This is a genomic window from Streptomyces sp. NPDC088147 (assembly GCF_044741565.1).
In the GTDB taxonomy this organism is placed as follows: Bacteria; Actinomycetota; Actinomycetes; order Streptomycetales; family Streptomycetaceae; genus Streptomyces.
On the sequence record NZ_JBIUSY010000013.1, the window covers coordinates 45,112 to 64,083 of the forward strand.

The 18,972-nt window shown below is 69.3% G+C and carries 16 protein-coding genes and 2 pseudogenes; 11 read left to right on the top strand and 7 right to left on the bottom strand.

Translation table 11 applies throughout. The features are described from left to right. Nucleotide 1 precedes the first annotated feature (1 nt). A pseudogene (locus ACIOGX_RS35330) lies at nucleotides 2-812 on the bottom strand (alpha/beta fold hydrolase). A gap of 511 nt (nucleotides 813-1,323) precedes the next feature. Here ACIOGX_RS35330 and ACIOGX_RS35335 point away from each other — a divergent pair. After that, nucleotides 1,324-2,238 carry an NADP-dependent oxidoreductase gene (locus ACIOGX_RS35335; protein ID WP_401918811.1) on the top strand — a complete coding sequence of 305 codons (915 nt, stop codon included), beginning with the start codon at nucleotides 1,324-1,326 and terminating at the stop codon, nucleotides 2,236-2,238. A gap of 36 nt (nucleotides 2,239-2,274) precedes the next feature. Next, the gene (locus ACIOGX_RS35340) at nucleotides 2,275-2,754 is read left to right on the top strand and encodes a MarR family winged helix-turn-helix transcriptional regulator (RefSeq protein ID WP_401918813.1); all 480 of its coding nucleotides are present in this window, start codon (nucleotides 2,275-2,277) and stop codon (nucleotides 2,752-2,754) included. Nucleotides 2,755-2,782: 28 nt separating this feature from the next. Here the strand turns inward: ACIOGX_RS35340 and ACIOGX_RS35345 are convergent. Next, nucleotides 2,783-3,098: pseudogene (locus ACIOGX_RS35345) on the bottom strand (hypothetical protein); the annotation flags it as partial. Between the two features lie 469 nt (nucleotides 3,099-3,567). Between ACIOGX_RS35345 and ACIOGX_RS35350 the strand changes: the two are divergent. The 3 genes from ACIOGX_RS35350 (at nucleotide 3,568) to ACIOGX_RS35360 (ending at nucleotide 6,987) form a co-directional block, all read left to right on the top strand. Further along, nucleotides 3,568-3,957, top strand: a complete 390-nt coding sequence (locus tag ACIOGX_RS35350; protein ID WP_401918815.1) for a hypothetical protein — start codon at nucleotides 3,568-3,570, stop codon at nucleotides 3,955-3,957. A 103-nt stretch (nucleotides 3,958-4,060) separates the two neighbouring features. Continuing rightward, nucleotides 4,061-4,738 (top strand): ABC transporter ATP-binding protein, encoded by a 678-nt coding sequence (locus ACIOGX_RS35355; RefSeq protein ID WP_401918888.1) that lies wholly within the window; start codon nucleotides 4,061-4,063, stop codon nucleotides 4,736-4,738. Between the two features lie 227 nt (nucleotides 4,739-4,965). Then, entirely contained in the window at nucleotides 4,966-6,987 is a 2,022-nt protein-coding gene (locus tag ACIOGX_RS35360) for an ABC transporter permease (RefSeq protein WP_401918817.1), read from the top strand. A gap of 619 nt (nucleotides 6,988-7,606) precedes the next feature. Here ACIOGX_RS35360 and ACIOGX_RS35365 read toward each other — a convergent pair. After that, nucleotides 7,607-8,446 (bottom strand): methyltransferase domain-containing protein, encoded by an 840-nt coding sequence (locus tag ACIOGX_RS35365; protein ID WP_401918819.1) that lies wholly within the window; start codon nucleotides 8,444-8,446, stop codon nucleotides 7,607-7,609. Nucleotides 8,447-8,913: 467 nt separating this feature from the next. Between ACIOGX_RS35365 and ACIOGX_RS35370 the strand changes: the two genes are divergently transcribed. Next, a complete protein-coding gene (locus tag ACIOGX_RS35370; protein WP_401918821.1) occupies nucleotides 8,914-9,444 on the top strand; it encodes a hypothetical protein in 531 nt (176 codons plus the stop codon). A gap of 69 nt (nucleotides 9,445-9,513) precedes the next feature. On the opposite strand, the gene ACIOGX_RS35375 is transcribed toward ACIOGX_RS35370, so the two are convergent. The 3 genes from ACIOGX_RS35375 to ACIOGX_RS35385 all read right to left on the bottom strand — a co-directional run bounded on the left by ACIOGX_RS35375 (nucleotide 9,514) and on the right by ACIOGX_RS35385 (nucleotide 13,413). Continuing rightward, nucleotides 9,514-10,188, bottom strand: coding sequence for a hypothetical protein (locus ACIOGX_RS35375; protein ID WP_384770881.1), 675 nt, complete (start codon nucleotides 10,186-10,188; stop codon nucleotides 9,514-9,516). 911 nt (nucleotides 10,189-11,099) lie between these two features. Then, a complete protein-coding gene (locus ACIOGX_RS35380; RefSeq protein ID WP_401918823.1) occupies nucleotides 11,100-11,270 on the bottom strand; it encodes a hypothetical protein in 171 nt (56 codons plus the stop codon). Nucleotides 11,271-11,472: 202 nt separating this feature from the next. Continuing rightward, the gene (locus ACIOGX_RS35385; protein ID WP_384770888.1) at nucleotides 11,473-13,413 is read right to left on the bottom strand and encodes an ATP-binding cassette domain-containing protein; all 1,941 of its coding nucleotides are present in this window, start codon (nucleotides 13,411-13,413) and stop codon (nucleotides 11,473-11,475) included. A gap of 863 nt (nucleotides 13,414-14,276) precedes the next feature. Here ACIOGX_RS35385 and ACIOGX_RS35390 point away from each other — a divergent pair. The 4 genes from ACIOGX_RS35390 (at nucleotide 14,277) to ACIOGX_RS35405 (ending at nucleotide 17,334) form a co-directional block, all read left to right on the top strand. Continuing rightward, a complete protein-coding gene (locus ACIOGX_RS35390; protein ID WP_401762523.1) occupies nucleotides 14,277-14,783 on the top strand; it encodes a DUF2617 family protein in 507 nt (168 codons plus the stop codon). Then, on the top strand, nucleotides 14,780-15,184 hold the full coding sequence (locus ACIOGX_RS35395) for a DUF4247 domain-containing protein (protein ID WP_383973880.1): 405 nt from the start codon (nucleotides 14,780-14,782) through the stop codon (nucleotides 15,182-15,184). Before ACIOGX_RS35390 ends, ACIOGX_RS35395 begins: the two co-directional genes overlap by 4 nt. 95 nt (nucleotides 15,185-15,279) lie before the next feature. Beyond that, nucleotides 15,280-15,717: a DUF350 domain-containing protein gene (locus ACIOGX_RS35400; RefSeq protein ID WP_356518240.1), complete on the top strand. Its 438-nt coding sequence runs from the start codon at nucleotides 15,280-15,282 to the stop codon at nucleotides 15,715-15,717. 12 nt (nucleotides 15,718-15,729) lie between these two features. Further along, complete coding sequence (locus ACIOGX_RS35405; protein WP_401918826.1) at nucleotides 15,730-17,334, top strand: polyamine aminopropyltransferase; 1,605 nt, start codon at nucleotides 15,730-15,732, stop codon at nucleotides 17,332-17,334. Nucleotides 17,335-18,143: 809 nt separating this feature from the next. Here the strand turns inward: ACIOGX_RS35405 and ACIOGX_RS35410 are convergent. Further along, nucleotides 18,144-18,578 (bottom strand): peptidase inhibitor family I36 protein, encoded by a 435-nt coding sequence (locus ACIOGX_RS35410; RefSeq protein WP_401918828.1) that lies wholly within the window; start codon nucleotides 18,576-18,578, stop codon nucleotides 18,144-18,146. A 90-nt stretch (nucleotides 18,579-18,668) separates the two neighbouring features. On the opposite strand from ACIOGX_RS35410, the gene ACIOGX_RS35415 reads away from it, so the two are divergent. Further along, the gene (locus ACIOGX_RS35415; protein WP_401918830.1) at nucleotides 18,669-18,884 is read left to right on the top strand and encodes a hypothetical protein; all 216 of its coding nucleotides are present in this window, start codon (nucleotides 18,669-18,671) and stop codon (nucleotides 18,882-18,884) included. The last annotated feature ends 88 nt before the right edge of the window (nucleotides 18,885-18,972 follow it).

Here is an 18,972-nt window from a genome sequence, read left to right on the forward strand (position 1 = left end):
GTCAGCGGCCTGTCCTCGCGAAGGCCAGAAGCAACTTGCCGGATTCCTCCGGCGCTTCGAGCATGGGGATGTGACCGACACCGGGCAACTGCTCGACGCGCGCGTTCGGCACCGTGTCGTATCGGTGTGCCGACGACGGATCCCAGCGGCGGTCGGCAGCGCCGAAGATCACCAGGATCGGGACGTCAAGGGCGGTGAGACGCTCGGGCACGCTCCGCTCGGCGATGTACGCGGTGTTTCGGCGCAGCACCGTCCTGAACGTGCGATAGCCGATGCTCCGGACCTCGGCGACCAGGTCGTTCCGGGACGTCCACCGGGCGGTCGCATACCGCGGTCACTCCCCTGCGGAGCATCGCGTCCGAACGGATCGACCAGAGGAGCGGGCCCAGCGGCGGTGCAATCAGCACCCGAAGGAGGACGGGCTGCGGAAGAAGTGCGTCGGGACTCGGGCCGCTGCTGATCAGTGCGAGCGAACCGACCAGGTCAGGGCGTTGTTCGGCAAGCGCGGTGGCGATGTATCCACCGCTGGAGTGCCCGACCGCGGTAACCGGACGAAGGCCCAGACCGTCGAGTACCGCGGCCAAGCGGCCCGCCTGCCCGGGCACGTCGTACGACGGCGCGGGGGAGGACTGGCCGTGACCCGGGAGGTCGACTCGGATGACGTGATACTGGTCGGCGAGGGTCGGCACCACCGGGTTCCAGGAGCCGCCCGAGGATCCCGATCCGTGGATGAGCACCAGCGGCGGCGCCTGCCGCGGGCCGTAGTGGACCACGTGCATCCCGTGCACGTGCGTGACGTTGTCGTGTGCCATGTACGAGACGATGCCTGCGCCGCCGGCTGTCAGTCTTGTACAAATGTCGTCGCGAGGCTGACGCTCGCCGGACACCTCTGTCTCCGCGTGGAGCGGGACTTCCGCGAAGGCCGGGCCGTTTGAGGACGTCGGCCATCGGAACGCAACCCTCCAACCGTCTGGCATTCATACAGGTCGACGAATCGCTACATGCCACCTAGACCGCGACGGGACAGCCGAGGTCACAGGCCCGGCAGTCCGGTACCCCTGGCCGCTGAGCCGTAATGACAGGGGCGCCATGGAGGACATCGAGCACGTCGAGGATGTGTCCCGTCCGGGTACGAGGCGGAGCATCTCGGAGATGTGATGTGCACGGTGTCGCCTGGCCGTTCATGAACACGTCGGCTGCCCGCCGGCCCGCCTCTGGGGTCCCCTCAAGCAATTACTTGGCTAGCCACGTAATCGCTGTTACTTTTATGTGGCTAGCCACATAAAGTGGTCGGTGCAGCGTCCCCCTGTGAGGAGAGCAGTCATGAAGGCCATCACTTTCGACACGTTCGGCGGCACCGAGGTCCTGCACGAGGCGGACATCGACGTCCCGCAGCCCGGCCCCGGCCAGGTCCGCGTGCGCGTTCAGGCTGTCGGCGTCAACCCGGTGGACGGCAAGATCCGCTCCGGCGGCATGGAGGCCATCTTCCCCACCACCCTCCCCGCCGTGCCCGGCGGGGAGATCACCGGTGTGGTCGACGCCGTCGGCGAGGGCGTCGACCACCTGAAGGCCGGCGACGAGGTGCTCGGGTGGTCCGACACAGGCTCTTACGCCCAGTACGCCCTGGCCTCCGCGGCTGTCCTCGCTCCCAAGCCCGCCGGTCTGGACTGGACGCACGCCGCGGCGCTGCCCGTGGCGAGCGACGGCGCGGAACGCGTACTGGACCTGCTGGGCGTCACCTCCGGTGAGACGCTGCTGATCCATGGTGCGTCCGGGGCGCTGGGCACCATCGCCGTCCAGCTGGCCGTCGCCCGCGGCGCCCGCGTCATCGGCACCGCCGGCCCGGCCAACCAGGAGTATGTCGCCTCCCTCGGAGCGACCGCGCTGGTCTACGGGGACGACCTGGTCGAGCGGGTCCGCGCGCTCGCCCCCGAAGGAGTGGACGCCGTCTTCGACGCCGCGGGCAAGGGTGCGCTGGAGGACTCCGTCACCCTGCGCGGCGGTACCGACCGGATCGTCACCACGGCCGACTTCCGCGCCGCGGAGCTCGGTATCGTCTTCGCCGAAGGTCCCCAGCGCCGCTCCGCCACCCGCCTCGCCGAGCTGGCCCAGCAGGCCGCCGACGGCACCCTGGTCACCACGATCAGTGCCACCTACCCCCTCGCCGAGGCCGCCAAGGCACAGCAGGCCAGCGACGCCGGCCACAACCGCGGCAAGATCGTCCTCACCGTCAACTGACCCGCCAATCGCCCTCCTCGAGATGAGAGAACAGCCATGTCGGACACCACCTCGTCGGAGCTGCCGAGCACGGCGGGAGAAGGGCCGCTGAGCTACGCCATCTTCCAGCTCGCCCGCGCCCACCGCGGCCATGCCGCCGCCATGTTGCGCGCCATGAACCTGCACCCGGGGCAGGAACTGCTGCTGATGCAGCTCTTCGACCACGACGGCCGGACCCAGGCGGAACTGCTGGAGCGGGCCGGTCTCGACCACTCCACCGTTTCCAAGTCCCTGCGCCGTATGCAGGAGGCGGGACTGCTCACCCGGGAGCCGGCCCCCCACGACCGGCGGGTCATGGTGGTCCACCTCACCGACGCCGGCCGTGCCCTCAGGAAGCCCATCGCGGACATGTGGCGCACTCTGGAGCAGATTTCCGTGCACGACCTGACACCTGACCAGATCCAGGCGTTCATCACGTTCGCGCACATCATCGAGAAGTCGGTCAGGGACCACAGCCAACAGCCATCTGCCGAGTAAGCGGGCACGGAGAGATGGCCGGCCTGCCGGTCATGTTGTCGATGCCGGGGTCCCGGACGATCAGACCATCCGGGACCCGGAAGTACCGGCCCCGAGGGCCTCGTCGGTCCCTGCCCAGAGTTTCATCAGACGCTCGACTTCCGCAGCGGTGAACACGGTCGCGGTCCAACGAGATCCAACTTTCAGAGTCACGAAGACATCGACGTTGCAGACGCGTCCAAGTCCTCGCCCTCGCTGGGCAGGAACGACGCCTCGAAAGCCTTTTCACGAACCCGATACCAAGGTCCGTCCCAGCCTCGCTCCAGCGACCATTCCGTCGAACTTCCTCCTGCTCCGCAGTTCACGGTGGGCACAGTCGGCCCCGGCTGCCGCGTATTCAGCGCCCCGCGATCCCGGACCGGTTGTCCCGAGCTCGCTCGCGTTCGCGCCGTTCCTCTTTGTCCTGGCGTGCGGCCCGACGATTCCACGAGTTCAACCTCGGTAGCCGGCTAGGACTTTTCCGGCCCCGTGGACTCAGGATCAAGCTTTGTGCACTCTCCGCCAAAGACGGACTGAGAGCAAGCGACGAGACTGGGGCACGAGCGGAAAGATATGAAAGGTGCGGCAGAGTACGCGGTTTCCGAGGTATCGACAATATTCGGGGCCCGCAATGGAAGTGCCTTCCGGTGGCAATTCATACTCTGTCTGGAGCACCGGCCGAAATGCAGGTGTTCCATGCACCTACGGAAGGCGCAAACAGCTGTGCTCAGAAACAGGATCGGGTTTCCTGTTTTCATCCACCAGGGCAATCCTGGTGACAGAACGGAGAAGAACATGAGGGCTATTCCCTCCGGGGCAACGGTCGTCAAGACCATGGTCGCGGCCACGGCCATAACGGCGATGATGGGCGTCGGCCAGGCGTTCGGCGCGGGTGCGGGAGAGAGTCTGGACTCGCGCTACCAGGACGCCGTCTATGCCTACAGCCATGGCACCAACGGCCAAGTGGCAGTCGCCGACACCGCTGGGGACAGCCATGCGGTCTACACGCTGTATGACCGCAGGGACACCACGGGCCTGCGGCTCGACAACTCCAGCGGCAACGGTTCGACGAAGAAGAGCGGCATGAACGAGACGAACTACGTGCGCAAGGTCACCGCGTGCCTGAATGTCCAGCTCAACCCGGACCGGTGCGGGCCCGACGACCGCCCGGGCGACGGGCGCTAGAGCCCTCCGCGGTGGAGCGGTCCGGACCGCTCCACCGCAGCGTCATCCCCGACCGCCGGCACAGTGAGGACAGCAAGTGGGCACGGAACACGACACGGAGACCATGCGACCCGTCCTGGAGATCGAGGAACTGACCCACTCGCTCGGCGCGCGGAAACTGTTCACCGATCTCTCCCTGACGGTGCGGGCCGGTGAGTCCGTCGCCGTGACCGGCCCGAGCGGATCGGGCAAGAGCACGCTGCTGTCCTGCGTACTGGGACTGATCAAACCGACAGCGGGCTCGGTGAAGGTGACGGGCATCGACATCGTCGGGCTGCGACCCGCACGCCTGGCCCCACTACGTGCTCGGGCAGTCGGCATGGTCTTCCAGTTCGGCGAACTTCTGCCGGAACTCAGTCCGTTGGACAACGTGATGCTCGCGGCACTTCTGGCCCGCACCAACCTTCACGGCGTGAGAGACAGGGCGCAGACGCTCCTCGATGACCTCGGCGTACCGCGGGCGACGACGAGCGACGAGCTGTCCGGCGGAGAGCGGCAGCGTACCGCGGTGGCCCGTGCCCTTATCAACGAACCTGCCCTACTGCTCGCCGACGAACCGACCGGCGCGCTGGACGCGGAAACGCGCGACCGCACGGCCGAGCTGCTCTTCGGCCTGCCCCGACGCCACGCATGCGGGCTACTCGTGGTGACCCACGATCCAGGCATCGCCGCACGAGCCGACCGCACACTGCACCTTGAGGCGGGCGCACTGAAGCCGATCCCCTCCGGTGTATCCGCATGACGCCCGTCAGGGACACCCTGAAGCTTGCGCGTCGGCTCCTCGCCATCGGGCGCGTGGCGGGCCGCCGCGCCGAAGCGGGAGGCGTTCGCTTCGTCGCTCTGCTCCTCGCAACACTGGTCCTCGCGCTCAGTCTGGGCAGCCTCGTCGCCGTCCACGCTGTGTACGCGGGCAAGGAGGAGCGCCGAACAGCCAGGACTCCCGTAGCCCCCGACAGGGCCCGGGAACACGTGGCCAACGCGACGGCATGGCTCGTGGGGTCCGACTCGCTCGACGGCGAACGCCGATTCAGCGTCGTGTACTTGGCCCCTCACAAGGGGGACGCACCACTGCCTCCCGGACTGGACCGCTGGCCGGGTCCGGGTGAAGCGGCCCTGTCGCCGGCGCTACGGAAGGCGGGCGTCGGCGAGGACATCGATCGCCGCTATGGGAAACTGGCCGGCACCATCGGTGAGCGAGGACTGGACGAGCCGTCCGAATGGCTTGCCTATGTTCGCCCGCGCGACGGCCTGAGCGCTCAGCGGCCCACCGATATCGTTACCGGGTTCGGCCCGACGGCCGGGCATGTGTCGGCTGCCCTGGAGCCGGGCTCGGGCCGGCTGGACGACAAACCCGAGTCAATGTTCCAGACCGCGGTCATCGGGATGCTCGTCGTGCCGGCCGTCGCTCTGCTGGTCGTAGCGGCGCGCACCGGTGCACATTCCCGTGACCGCAGGACCGCGCTCATCGCCGCGCTCGGCGGACGACGTCTGGACCGTGCCCTGGTGGCCACCGGTGAGGCCGTGTTCCCGGCCATCCTCGGCGCGGTTGTCGGGGCTGCGGCGGTTGCCGCAGCCGTACTGCACGACATCCGCATCCCCTACACCGACTACATCCTCTCCTCCTCCCACCTTCGCCACTACGGCTGGGCCGCCGCGCTCGCCCCGCTCACAGCGTTCCTGATCATTTTGATGACCACGGTGGTCGCGGACTTCGCACCCCGGCGGGGCGCGTCCGGAACTCGGCCACGCAGCACGTCCCCCCACACCTGGCTGCCTCGGCTGGCCGTACTGTGCCCCATCGCGATCATCCTGGCGGTACGTGGCCCGGACTTCTTCGCACCGGACTCCGTATCGCGCACGCTCGCCAGTTGGGCAGGCATCGCCGGCACGATCCTGACCCTTCCGGCCGCCATCGCGACCCTCACCGCCAAGGCCGGAAACCTGCTCACCCGCCGGGGGCGAGCGCACGGTTTGCCCGGAACGCTGGTAGCGGGCCGACGTACCAGCACACATCCCGGCGCGACGGCCCGCCTCGTCACCGGCGTCTCGATCGCCCTCATCGTGCTCATGCAGGCCATCGCATGGCAAGGACTGTTCGGAGCACAGACCACCGCAGCACGACAAACCATCGACCGCATCGGCCGCAGCGTCGTCACCGTGGGCACCCGCGGCCACGTGTCCGCATCCGCCATGGCCGAATTCTTCTCTGGTGTACCGGCGGCGGAGGCTGTCCTGCTGACCCCTCCGGACGGCAACCAGGACACATCCCTGACCCTGTACGGCGACTGTGCCGCTCTCGCCGCGTTGCATCTGCCCTGCCCGGCACGCGAGACACGCGTCGACAGGTTCCCGGAGGACCCGAGGCTGCGTGAACTGATCCGGTGGACCCCCCACATGGATCCGACGCTGCTGATCCGCCGGGTCGATGCCCGGACACTGACGGAACGCGCCGCTTCCTCCAGTGACAGTGCGACTGTCGCCGTTCTGCGGCCGGACGGGAAGCCGCTGTCCGTGCCTGCCCTCAAGCGGTTGTCGTACGAGACGTTCCCGCGCGGCGCAACCGTCAGCGCCCCTGGCGAGGACCAGCTCACCGCAGGCGTCCCCAACCGCGACCAGGGCCGCTGGAGTGTCCTCTTCGGAATAGCCGGCATCGCGGTACTCGCCACCACCGCGGGCATCAGCACCATGGCAGAGTTCCTGCGTCAAGGCCGCGCGCTCGCACCACTGTCCGTACTCACCGGTGGGCTGCGTGTCTTCCGCACCAGCGCGGCATGGTCGGTTCTCGGCCCGCTGGTCCTCGCCGGAGCGGCGGGCAGCGCGGTCGGAGCCGCACTCGCTGCGCCGGTCACCGTCAGCGGCGAGTCCTACATCACCGGATGGCTGCTTCTGTCAACAACCGGCGTCGTACTCGTGATCAGTACGCTCCTGTGGGGCTGGGCGTCCCACGTCGCCATCCGACAGGCACAGACGTGGCGGCCCAGCGGAGACTGAGTCGGCTACCCGACTAAACGTTCCGTAGCGCGTTGGGGCGGCTGGGGCGGACCGAGGAAGCCGAGGAGGAGGCCCGCCGGGCGTACCGGACCGAGCAGGCCGCGGCCGCGCCGTGGCGATTCGACGCGGACACCGGCCGCTTGGACGTCGTCCCCGACGCCCAGGCCCGTGGGACGAAGCTGCGCCGGAGCACGCCGAAGCTGATCGCCGCGGCCAACGCGAAGTCCGGCGCGAACCTGGCGCCCGTACCCATAAAGCCCGGCCCCGCCCCGGCGGCCGCCGCCCCCGGCCCGAAGCCGCCCGCGCCCGCCGTGCCGGTGGAGCGTCGGACGCCGCCGCCAGGCCGCAGCTACCGGGGCGCCGCCGTGCGCCGGGTCCCGTGCCGAGCGGTCCCGCGGTGCTCCGGCGTCGGGTGCTGTGCCACTTCGGCAACGGAAACCGGTCGGCGAAGTGGTGTGAGCGGCTCAGGAGATCGCCGCACGCGGCCGAAGCGAGGGCCTGGACGCAGCGCACGAGTCGGGCCTGACCCATCGGGACATCAAGCCGTCCGACCTCATCGTCCGCCCCAACGGCGGGCACGGGGAACGCGGCCTCCAGCCGGGCCTGGTGGCCGTCGCGGTCAGGGTTTGCGGGCCCGTGCCTGGACGAGGAGGCTTTCGCGGACGGTGGTGTGGGGCCGGGCGAGGTGGTCGTGGAGCGTGGTGGTGAGGGAGTCGAGTTCCTCGGATGTGAGCGGGGTGTGGCGTAGGAGGCGGTCGCGGAAGAGGTGTGCGAAGGAGAGGAGCAGGGTCTGATAGCGGTCGCCCGGCTGCCAGAAGTAGGCGTGTGCGGTGGTCCGGACGTCCGTGAGGCCTGCTTCGCGCAGGAGGCCGGGCAGCCGGGCGCCGATGTGGACGTCGCCTCCGAAGACCGTGGCGAGCAGGTCTCTGAGACGGCTCCACGCGGGGTGGGGCGGGTCGCACTGCCAGGTCGCCCAGTCGAATTCCTGGACCGCGACCCAGCCGCCGGGCCTGACGGCGGCTGCCATCGAGTCCAGGATCCGGCGCGGACGGGTTGTGTTGATGAGCAGCAGCCGGCAGTGGGTCAGGTCGTACAGGGCCTCGGCGGCGGTGGCGGGCGGCAGGGCTTCGTGGCGGACTTCGACGTTGCCGAGGGCGAGTTCGGTGACGGACTCCCGGGCCCAGCCGATCATCCGGTGATCGGTGTCGAGACCGGTGACCGATCCGGCGGGGCCGACTCGTTCGCTGAGAAGGTCGAGGATGCCCAGCGGACCGCAGCCCAGGTCGAGCACATCCGCGTTCCGCGGCAGGGGGATCGTGTCCAGGAGGGCGACGGAGGCCGGCCGCAGGAACTCGCACTGGGCGAGGAGACGCTCCCGCTCGGCACACGAGGACCCGAGCAGATACTCGGCGTCCGCCGGAGAACCCATGTCCCGCACAGGGACCGGTGCCTTGCTCACGTGTCCTCGATTCGCCTCGTACCTACCACCACCGTAAGCAACGGATGGTGACCTTCGTGTCACCGGAAGTGGTATCCCGACGGCTGAGGCCCTGGCAAACCCGCCGGCAGCAACAGCCCCGAACACCCTTCTGACGCAGGGCACTTTCGAGTGGGCACAAGCCGGGCCCCGGACACCGCCGGCGCTCCCAGAGCCACGCCCCCCGGCAGGGACAAGCCTCCGACCAGCAACGATCCAATCCACCGGCCCAGGACGGGTGTCTCGAAGCCGCACATGACTCACCACCCCAGCCGTCGCACAACGACTAACCTGACGCACACGCCACAACAGGTGGCTCGCAGGATCGCCGCTGCTCCCTCCTTTGGGCTGCCGATATCCAGCCGTCGACCAGACCGAGGACGCTCGTGGCCCCCCATACTCTCCAGCCTGGCCCTGAGCCCGTGCCGCATGGCCTGGACCCTGCCGTGATGGCCTTCTCCTCCGCGGCGACACGCATACTCCTGACCAGCGATGGCCTGACCACCCCTCTCCTCCAGGCGCTCGTGCACAGCCCCCTGCGGGCTCGGGCCAGCGACGTGCGGACGGTCGGCCCGGCCGCCCTCCCGCCCGGCATCCGGGAGGCACTCCGCCCCGACAGCACCGACGACTGCCTGCTCCGCCGGGCCCGCTTGCTGACGGTGACAGGGCGGCCCGTGTCGGACAACACGGTCGCGGCCCGCTCCGGAATGGATCCGCGAGTCGACAGAGCCGTCGCCGACCCCTCACAACCGGTGGGATTCGCGCTCGCCGAAGCAGGGGTGGCCCTGCGCCGACGTATCGTGCACGTCGGCCGGGCCACATGGCCGGACGGCACTCCCTGCGCGGTCAAGACCTACACCCTCGACAGCAACGGGCGGCCACTCCTCTGCATCCGGGAACTGTTCAATCCCTCCATCGTCGACGCGTCCTTACGCGCGCACAGAGAACCGGCCGGGCCGAGCGTGCCAGTCGCTCGGTGACAGCGAGCGTTTCCGACTGTCGAGGTCCTCTGGGCACGGACCGGGGAAGCGGCACCGGACGAGCCCGGGTCACCCGTTGCAGTCGAACGTGCTCTGATCATGATCGGCTGGCGGGATGGAGTGGGCGGGCCAGCCTTGCAGCTCGTAGCCGAACACGTAGCAGTGGCTGTACGTCGACTGGCGAACGGGGCCGCCCACTCCGCTCCCCGGAGTGAAGCAACGCACGTTCATGCTCGGCGCCGACAACGCCTCCTTGGCCGCCTGGAAGATGAACGGCGGACCGAAGACGGCCCAGTCCACGTAGTGGTTCCAGTTCATCGGACCGACCTGGGCGGGGACGGGCAGACCGGCTTGCTTGCACTCGTTGATCGCCTTGTCCACGCTCGGCTCGTTGAGCAGGGTGAGGAAGAGCCAGAGGTTGTACAGGAACCACAGGACGTGATGGTCCGGGTCGTCGGGCATCACCGCGCCGACCACCGCCGTGAAGCGGCCGGACTTGATCGCTTCCTTCAGCGCCGCGCGGGCGGCGGCGCCACCGTCCTCGGCGAGAACCACTCGCAGGGCCGATGTGACGGGGTCGTACTTGTTCCCCAGCACCCACGCATACGTCGGCGTGATGGCCTGCCGCATTCTGGGCGCGTACTCGTTGTAGTTGGCCAGGGCGTACTGCTTGATCCAGTTCGACGGCGCGTCGTGGACCTTGCCGGGATCGTCCGCGCGCCCGCGTCCTTGGCCACCTCGCACACGAAGGCGGTCCGGTACTGTGCGTAGAAGCCGACCTCGGCGCCCACCTCGCCCATCAGCCCGGCGCCGGACCGGTGGCCGGGGGCGAGCCGCATGCGCCCGCCGCCGTACGCGCCGTGCCAGGTCACCACCCGCTCGAACTCGTCAACCGACCAGGCGTCGCGCGCCAGCGGCACGCGGTCGAGGAACAGCAGGTCCTCGGCCCGGTTGTTCGGAGTCGGACGCAGGAGTGTCAGTGTCCGCGGCGCCCCGTCCTTCGGCGCCTCACCGGAGCGGGTGTCCACGGTGATCTCGTAGGTCAGCGCGCTCGGCCAGTCCCACGCGTGCCGGGGGTACTGGTCATCGGTCATTTCCCGCGCGTGAAGCTCCTGTTGGACGACGGTCATGGAGAACTCCTCAACTTTCGCTGGACGCCGTGATCCGAACACCCGGCCCGCACGGGGCCGGAGTCCGTCGCCACGGCTTCGTGATGGACGGCCTGTGATGCCGTGACCGGCGTCGGCGGACGAAGCACTTGGGAGCGGACGCACCTCTCCCCGGTGTCCTGTCCGAATCGATCGCGCGGCGACATCGCTGAATGGCGTGGCGCTCGAGCAGGCGTCACACGCCGGTTGAGCGGTCTTCAGCGGGGACAGGTGCGTATGGCTCTCGTGCCTTCCGTGGCACCGTCTTCGCCGGATCGTGCGGCCACACCACCGTTGTCTCCCATGACAGGCATGTGAGCGCCCTTCTTCATGACCCCGGACCCGGAGCCGCGCCTCTCGGACGGCTATAGCTCTATCGCGAGTGGTCACCACTCCAGTGCATCGAACCTCTGAAGACCGCCTTCAGTGTGAAGACGAAACGATTGGTCTCTTCCCGTCCATGCCTGAGCTCCCCCGGCTACGAACGCATCACTTGTCGGCGCTGGGTCATCGCAGTGTCCGCCCGGCCCCGTAGTGGTGCACCCCGCGTCCGCCCTCCAGGGCCCACACCCGGGAGCGGTCCCAGTCCCGCGAGGCGTCGCGGACGGACACGACGGGGCCGATCCGCTGTTCCGCCCAGCGTTGTAGCGCCGCGGGCAGCGGCTTCGTCCGGCTCATCCGCAGCCCTCGCGCCCGGGTGCGGGATGGCGGAGCGGCAGGGCACACCGCCATCAGGTTCGGTGCGGTCGGGGAATACGGCTCCTCCCGGGGGGTCGGTCGAGTTGGTCACCGGGGTGCCGGATCTGCCGGCCAGGTCGGCGGACCGACGGACCCCGGCCGTTGCCGGACGGTCGGGGGCGACTCGGAACCGCGGCGGGCCTCAGGTGGGACCGGGCGCACCGCCGGTGCGCTGCTCCAGTTCCCACAGGGTCCGAAAGAGCCCGGGGGCGCGGGTGAGCTGCGCGTACGTTCCCTCCTGGACCAGGCGGCCTTGGTCGAGGACGACGATCCGGTCGGCCACGGCGACATTGGCGAGCCGGTGCGTGATCAGAAGGATGGCCCTGTCCTTGGCCAGGTCCCGCAGGCCGGTGAACACATGGTGCTCAGCTCGGGCATCGAGGGCGGCCGTGGGCTCATCCATCACCAGAAGGCTGGCCTTCCGGTGAAATGCCCTGGTCAGGATGACGCGTTGCCACTGCCCGCCGGACAGCTGGTGGCCGCCGAACCATTCGGAGGTCAGGAGGGTGTCCAGGCCCGAACGGAGGGCGGGCAGCATGTCCGCGGCTCCGGACGCCTCGCAGGCCGCCATGAGCGCGGCATCGCTGGTGTCGCCCTGCCCCAGGGTGACGTTGTCGCGGAGGGTCAGCGGCAGGTAGGTGAACCGCTGCGGTGCCACCGCCACGTGCTTCCACGCCTCCCACGGCTCCAGCCGCGCGGTGGTCGTGTGGTTCCAGGCCACTTCCCCGGAGGTCGGCAGCAGCAGACCGCAGATCAGCCGGGACAGCGTCGTCTTCCCCGACCCGTTCTCCCCGACCAGCGCCACGATCTCCCCGCGCCGTACCGTCAGCGACACCCCGGCCAGGCTGTCCTTCTCCGCGCCGTCGTACCGGTAGGTGACGTCGCGGACCTCGAACCGCTCCGGCGGCGCCGAGAGTACCTCGGAGCCACGCGAGGCCACCATCGCCTGCCCGTGCGCGTTGTCGAGGAAGTTCTGCCAGTCCTGCACGTACCAGCCGGTGCGCACCAGCCGGGCCCCGCCGTTGATGATGCCCCGCACGGAGCCGGTGGCCGTTTGCAGGGCGAAGACCGCGCCGCCGCCGGCCGCCAGGTCCATCCGGCCGGAGGCCAGCAGCCACAGCAGGGTGGCCCAGACCGCCGCCGAGGCGACTCCGCCGGCCGCCGCACCGGCCAGGCCCATCCAGGCCCCGGTGTTCGCGGCCTTGCGCTCGGAGATGTTGACGGAGGCGGCGAGGCGCCGGTAGCGGCCGAGGAGGAACGGCCCGGCCAGGCAGGCCCGCATCTCCTCGCTGGATTCCATGTAGGACATGTGCCAGCGCAGCTTGTGCAGCATCCGCCGACGCCCCGACGTCTCCAGGCCCGCGAGGTACACCACGCGGGCCGCGCGCACGTACGCGGCGGCCTGTGGCAGGCACGCCAGGAGAAGCAGAGGCAGAAGAAGGGGATGGATCACGGTGAGGACGGTCGCGCCGGCGGCGAGGGTCGCCGTGGCGGCCAGTACGTCCTGGGCCTCCTCCACGAGGTCGGGGGTGACCTGGGCGCCGCGGTCGGCGATGTCGTACTGGTCGTTGTACCCCGGCTTGTTGTTCGCCGCGGCCTCGGCGCCGAGAGCCGCCTCGACCATGCTGACTTCCGCGGCGCGGGCGAGCACCGGCCGCAGCCGCCCGGTCAGCCAGGTCACCGTGACCCCCAGCAGGGCACGCAGCCCGGCGGCTACGGCGATGACGGCCAGTTGCGGAGCCGCCTCCCGCAGCCGCTCGGTGATGTCGCCGGAGGAGATCAGCGCGGTGAGGGTGCCGGTGACGGCGAACAGGCCCAGCGCGGCCAGGACGCCGGTGCCGATCTGGCACGCGAGCAGCCCGGCCGTCGCGCCACGGTCCACCTGCCACGCCATCCGCAGCGACCGGCGCACCAGCACGGGCAGGCGCCGCGCCATCGTGGTCGTCGTCATCTGCGCGCCGGCTTGGAGCCGGGACTCGTCCCGGTACTGGAATTCCTCCTCCTGCGCCGCGCCCCCGCTGTCCGGTGGAGTCCCGTCCGCTTCGTCCGTGCTCGGCTGTGCGGCTGTGCTGCCCGAGGTCAAGTCGGTCCCCCTGTCGGTCGGTCACGGCTGGTTCGCGAGGCTCAACGACACAGCCCTGATATCGAACACACGTTTTTCGGTCGCTTCCGAAGTCCCGGGGCAGAGCGTTCGGGGGACCGCGAAACCGCACGAGCCCAGTTCCCGCAACGGCACTGCCATCAAGGGTGGTTGGCCGAATCGCCGAGGTTCCCAAGCGCCGTACGCCAGTGGGCGCGTTGGTGCGTATGGGGCCCGGCGGACTTGTGGAGTGCGGGGGCTTCCGGTACGCCACGACCCTTGTGGAGCTGACTGTGCACGTGCTTGGTGGCCGCCTTCGAGCGGCCCATCTCGGGCGGCCCATCTCGAGCGGCCCATCTCGGGCGGCCCATCTCGGGCGGCGGCGGCACAGACCCGCACCGCCCCCAAGCCGTGCTCATCAGCTTCCGGTAGTCCTCGCTGAGGCCTTGCCCTCGCGCGGTTCGAGGTTCAGGGGGGCGAGCGACATGATCCGCCAGTCGGCGAGTCGGCCCCCGGCACGCTGGTTGACCCGTGAACGCGGGTCTCTGTTCCCGACCGCGCCCGACTCAGTTGTCGCGCCTCAGCCCTACGAGGACGCGTGCGCGAAGCCGGCCATGGACACGCCGTTGGCCCCGTGGACGAGAGTGTCCGCGCCGACACCGGGAGTGTGCGGTCGGTCAGCGCGGGGTCGCGCTTGCCGGGTGCGAGGCTCTTTGCCTCCATCCCCTCAACCCCTCAACCCCTCAACCCCTCAACCCCTCAACCCCTCAACCCCTCAACCCCTCAACCCCTCAACCCCTCTAGTCCCACGAACACATGTGTCATAATCGGGCGCCGATCATGGCAAGTAACGACCGGGGGGCCGTGTGCATGCCTTTACTCTGGACGCCCCTTATCTGGACACGGATGCGGATCAACTCTGCTTCTCGCTGGACCTGACGGAGCGTCCGGCGCTGGCGGAACGGGTGGTGTCACTCGGCGGGCTGGAGGTGCGGCTGCGGCTGCTCGGGGCCTCGCACCAGGTGATCGCCGGGCCCGTGCTGGAGACGGTGGCCTGTCTGCGGGGAGCGGTGAAGGGGCTGCCCGAGACCTGCGTCCGTCATCTGCCCGGCTGGGTCTACAACTTCGGCGCCACCACCCGCCGACTGACTTCCGAGGAGTTCAGTGCCGAGGTGGCGCAGGTCCTCGGCAAGGCCGCCGACGCCGAGCACAGCCTGTGCGGGGTCTTCCCCGGTTCGCCGGAGGCGGTCACGGCGGTGGTCGTCGAAACGGCCAGAGGGCTGCACGGCGCCGGGCTCATCTGGCGCACCTGGCACACATATCCGCAGAACGGCCAGATCGTATCGACGTACAGCCAGTTGGAGGCCCGATGAACAGCGCCCGATTCGTCCCCGCAGCGGTGGCGGCCGTGCTGGCCGCGCCCCTGCTCACCGCCTGCTCCAGCGACGGGGACAACAACGCGGTCCCGCGCGAGTGGATCAGGAAGACGTACAGCGCGACCGGAGCGGACTGGCTCGACCCGGACAGCACCCCGAGTGAGGTCGCCCAGGCGATCCACCGTGAGCGGGAGGAACTGGACCGTGCCTCCGGCGACCGCATGGAGTTCCTGCGCTACGGCGACGACATGGTCACCGTCTCGCCGCATCGGAGCGGCAGCCTGATCGAGATCGAGGACTACCGCAACGGCTACCACCGCCATCAGCGCCACCTCACCTATTGGCCGGACCCGGACAGCGCGAGCTTCCGCGGCGGCGGCCCCGGCGAGGGCAAGTAACGTCCGGTGACGGCCGGATACGCCGACGCATCCCACGTTCCTCTCGCACAGCACCTGATCACGTCCCGATCCCGCCCCTCAAGAAAGGCAACGCAGTGACCGAAATCCTCGAGTCGACCGGCCAGGCCCTGATCTACGGAGTTGTGGGCCTCTTCGTCATGGCCGTCGGCTTCATCGCCCTCGACCTCGTCACACCGGGCAAGCTGTACCACGTGGTGTGGACGGACCGGAACCGCGGCGCGGCCGTCCTGCTGGGCAGCCAGTCCGTCGCCGTGGGCTTTGTCATCATGAAGGCCATCGAAGCGAGCGAGTCGGAGCAGGGCCTCGGCTACGGCCTGATCAGCACACTGCTGTACGGGTTGGCCGGGGTGTTGGTGATGACCGTCGTCGGCATCGTGATCGGCGTGTTCACGCCGGGCCAGATGGGCGCGGTCGTCCTCGACGACCAGGACGGCCGTCCGCACCCCGCAGCCTGGGTCCAGGCCGGCATGTACCTGGGCACCGGGTTCATGGTCGGCGCGGCGATCTCGTAGCGGCGCCCCACGATGAGCGCCACGACCGTGCGAAGCCGTGAAACCACCGCGGCACCCTCCCGCCCTCCGGTCGTCCAGCACACCCGGGGGGCCCGATTCCTGCTGCTGTTGTCCGTCTTCCTCTGCGCGGCCTGCGGCCTCGTGTACGAGCTGGCCCTGACCGCGCTGGGCAGCTACCTCATTGGCAACTCGGTGCTCCAGACCTCCGTGGTGATCTCCGTGATGGTGTTCGCCATGGGGCTCGGCTCCCTCGCCGCCAAGCCGCTGCGCCGCCGCGCGGTGGGCGCGTTCGCGCTCGTGGAGGGCATCCTGGCGCTGGTCGGCGGACTGTCGGTGCTGGTGCTGTACTCGGCGTTCGCCTGGCTCCAGCTGTATACCCCGGCGATGATCGTGGTCGCGATGGCCGTCGGCCTGCTGATCGGCGCCGAGATCCCCCTGCTGATGACCATGCTTCAGCGGATCCGGCGACAGGAGGCGGGCAGTGCGGTCGCCGACATGTTCGCCGTCGACTATATCGGCGCGCTGGTCGGCGGCCTGTGCTTCCCCCTGTGGCTCCTGCCGACGTTCGGCCAATTGCGGGGCGTACTGGTGGTCGGTGCGGTGAATGCGGTGGCCGGTGTCATCGTGGTGGTGTTCATCTTCCGCCGGCAGCTGCGACGCTGGGTACGCAACGCCCTGCTGGCCGGGGTCACGGTGGTCCTGGCCGTGCTCGGTACGGTGTACACGCTCGCGGACGACCTCGAAGTGACCGCGCGCCAGCAGATGTACCGGGACCCGATCGTCCACGCGGAGACGACGTCGTACCAGGAAATCGTCGTCACCCGCTCCACGTCCTTCACCAGCGAACCGGACATCCGGCTCTTCCTCAACGGCGATCTGCAGTTCAGCTCCGTCGACGAGTACCGCTACCACGAGTCCCTCGTCCACCCCGCACTCGCGGGCTCCCGCGCCAACGTGCTGATCATGGGCGGTGGCGACGGGCTCGCGCTGCGCGAGGTGCTGCGCTACGACGACGTACAGCACGTGACTCTCGTGGAACTGGACCCGGCGGTGACCCGGCTCGCGCGCGACTTCGAGCCCCTGCGCGACCTCAACGACGCGGCGTTGGACGACCCGAGAGTCACGGTGATCAACGCCGACGCCTTCAACTGGCTGCGCGGCGCCGGGCAGCGTTACGACGCGGTCATCATCGACTTCCCCGACCCGGACACGGCGGCGCTGGCCAAGCTGTACTCGGTGGAGTTCTACCACCTGCTCGGCCAGGCCCTGAAGCCGCAGAGCAGGGTGATGGTGCAGAGCGGGTCGCCGTTCTTCGCCCCGAAGACGTACTGGTCGATCGCGAAGACGATCGAGACGGCAGGCTACTCGGCGACCGAATTCCAGGTCGACGTACCGAGCTTCGGCAACTGGGGCTTCGTTCTCGCCACCCCGGGCGGCGGCACATCCCCACCGCTGCGGCTGGCATCGGACGCCCCGCAACTGCGCTACCTGGACGAGGCGGTCCTGAGGGCCGCGGCGGTCTTCCCCGTGGACCGCCGCCGCCAGGACGTACGGCCGAGCACGCTGATGGACCCGGCCGTGTTGACGTACGTGCTGGACGAGTGGGAGAACTACTGACCGCCCACGCCGGCGATCATCGTCCTTGCAGGCAGGGACGGGTTTGCGACAGCGGCCGCTACCGAAGGCGCTGGTGATCTCGTCGCGGCGCCCGCTGTGGACTCCAGCGGCGTCGCTGAGTTGCGCCACGACAGAGAGGACGGTGGCCGGCGGTTGGATCAGGGTGGCCTGAGCCTCGGTGAGGTGGTCTGAGCTGATGGGGCATCTCGCATTGACAGACAGGGAAGCCCGATCCGCCCGGAGCCCGGTCCCGGGCCGGTCACTTCGGTGCGGTGGTCTGGTACGTCCACCGGGATCCGGCCGTCCTCGTCCGCGACAGCACGCAAAGGGCGGCGCGCACGGCTGTGGTCGGCTGACCGTCCGTGGTCCGGATACCGGTTCGGTTGCCGGGCGTAACGCGGGCTCCGGAATGCCAACGCATGACGCGCACAGCGGACCGCCAACTCCCCGACCTGCGCGAGGCCGCCGCACACGGACTCGAAGGTCTTCGTCGAGGGATGGTTGCCTGATTTCGCCTGCGGAGGGGCGTGTTCGCAGACGGGACGGAGGGCGCCTTCTTCAGCGGCCCGGCCGCGTGTCCGATGGTCTGCCCACTCGGGATGCGGTACTCCGAGGTGCAGGTGCTGCCACCGGTGCAGCGGGAAGCGGACGGCCGGCCGTTTCCTCGGCCTGGTCCGCGAAGCCGCGATCGTCGGCGGATGGGAGGCTCGACCCGACGGCCGAGCCTCCGCCATCGACCGCGCGATATCAGGGCGCGAAACGATCCCAGGTGGCGATGGTAGCGATGCCGCTGCTCACGGACCTGACGGTCAGCTGACGCAGCGCCACGTGGTCTCGGGCAGCAGAGAGAACACGGAACCGCCGGGGCTGACGAACTCGCCGGGATGGATCACATGTTTTCTCCCCCCGTAATCCCGCTTCGACCACACACACCAGTCATTCTGAGTCCGGTTCCGCACCGTCTTGCCGCCGTATGGCAGCCCCGCACGGCCCGTGTCATCGGTACCGTTCACGAACCGGGCCATCGGCGAGTTCGACGGTCGGTCCTCCCACACGCAGAAGTTGTTGGCAGGACAGGACACGGCGAGGGATCTGTCGACGGCGACGCCGTCAGTGGTTGTCAGGGGAGCCAGGGTGATCGCGGCGGTAAGCACCATCGCCGCACGGCGCGCAATTCCAGCAAGCAAGCGCAACGCCTCCTTCTGTACCGGTAGCCACGGTTCCCGATGATCCCCATGGGCCATGCACAACACAATCACTCAGGAGAGGGAGCACTCTCGGTACTCGTTGACGCGTCTCCGGGCCCGAGCCCGGCCGTCTTCGAGGAAGACGTCGTGCAGCACTACCAGCAGTTCCTCGCCAACCGGCGCTGGGCACGCCCCGACTCGGAGTACCGCGACCCGACGGCCGACGAGTGGCACGCCTTCGAGGGGCACTTCGGCACCAGAAAGGCCGAGCTCGGCCTGTGCGGGCGTCCCTACGGAAGTCCGCACGAGCCACGTCCCACTCGGCATGCCCTCGATCCGCCCGGCGACCTGAGGGGCGACTGACTCTGGCAGCGGGACGACCACATGGTGAGGAACGGCATCCCCGCGATTCGGCGGGCGGGATCTGGACCGGGATCTACGCAAGGGTGGA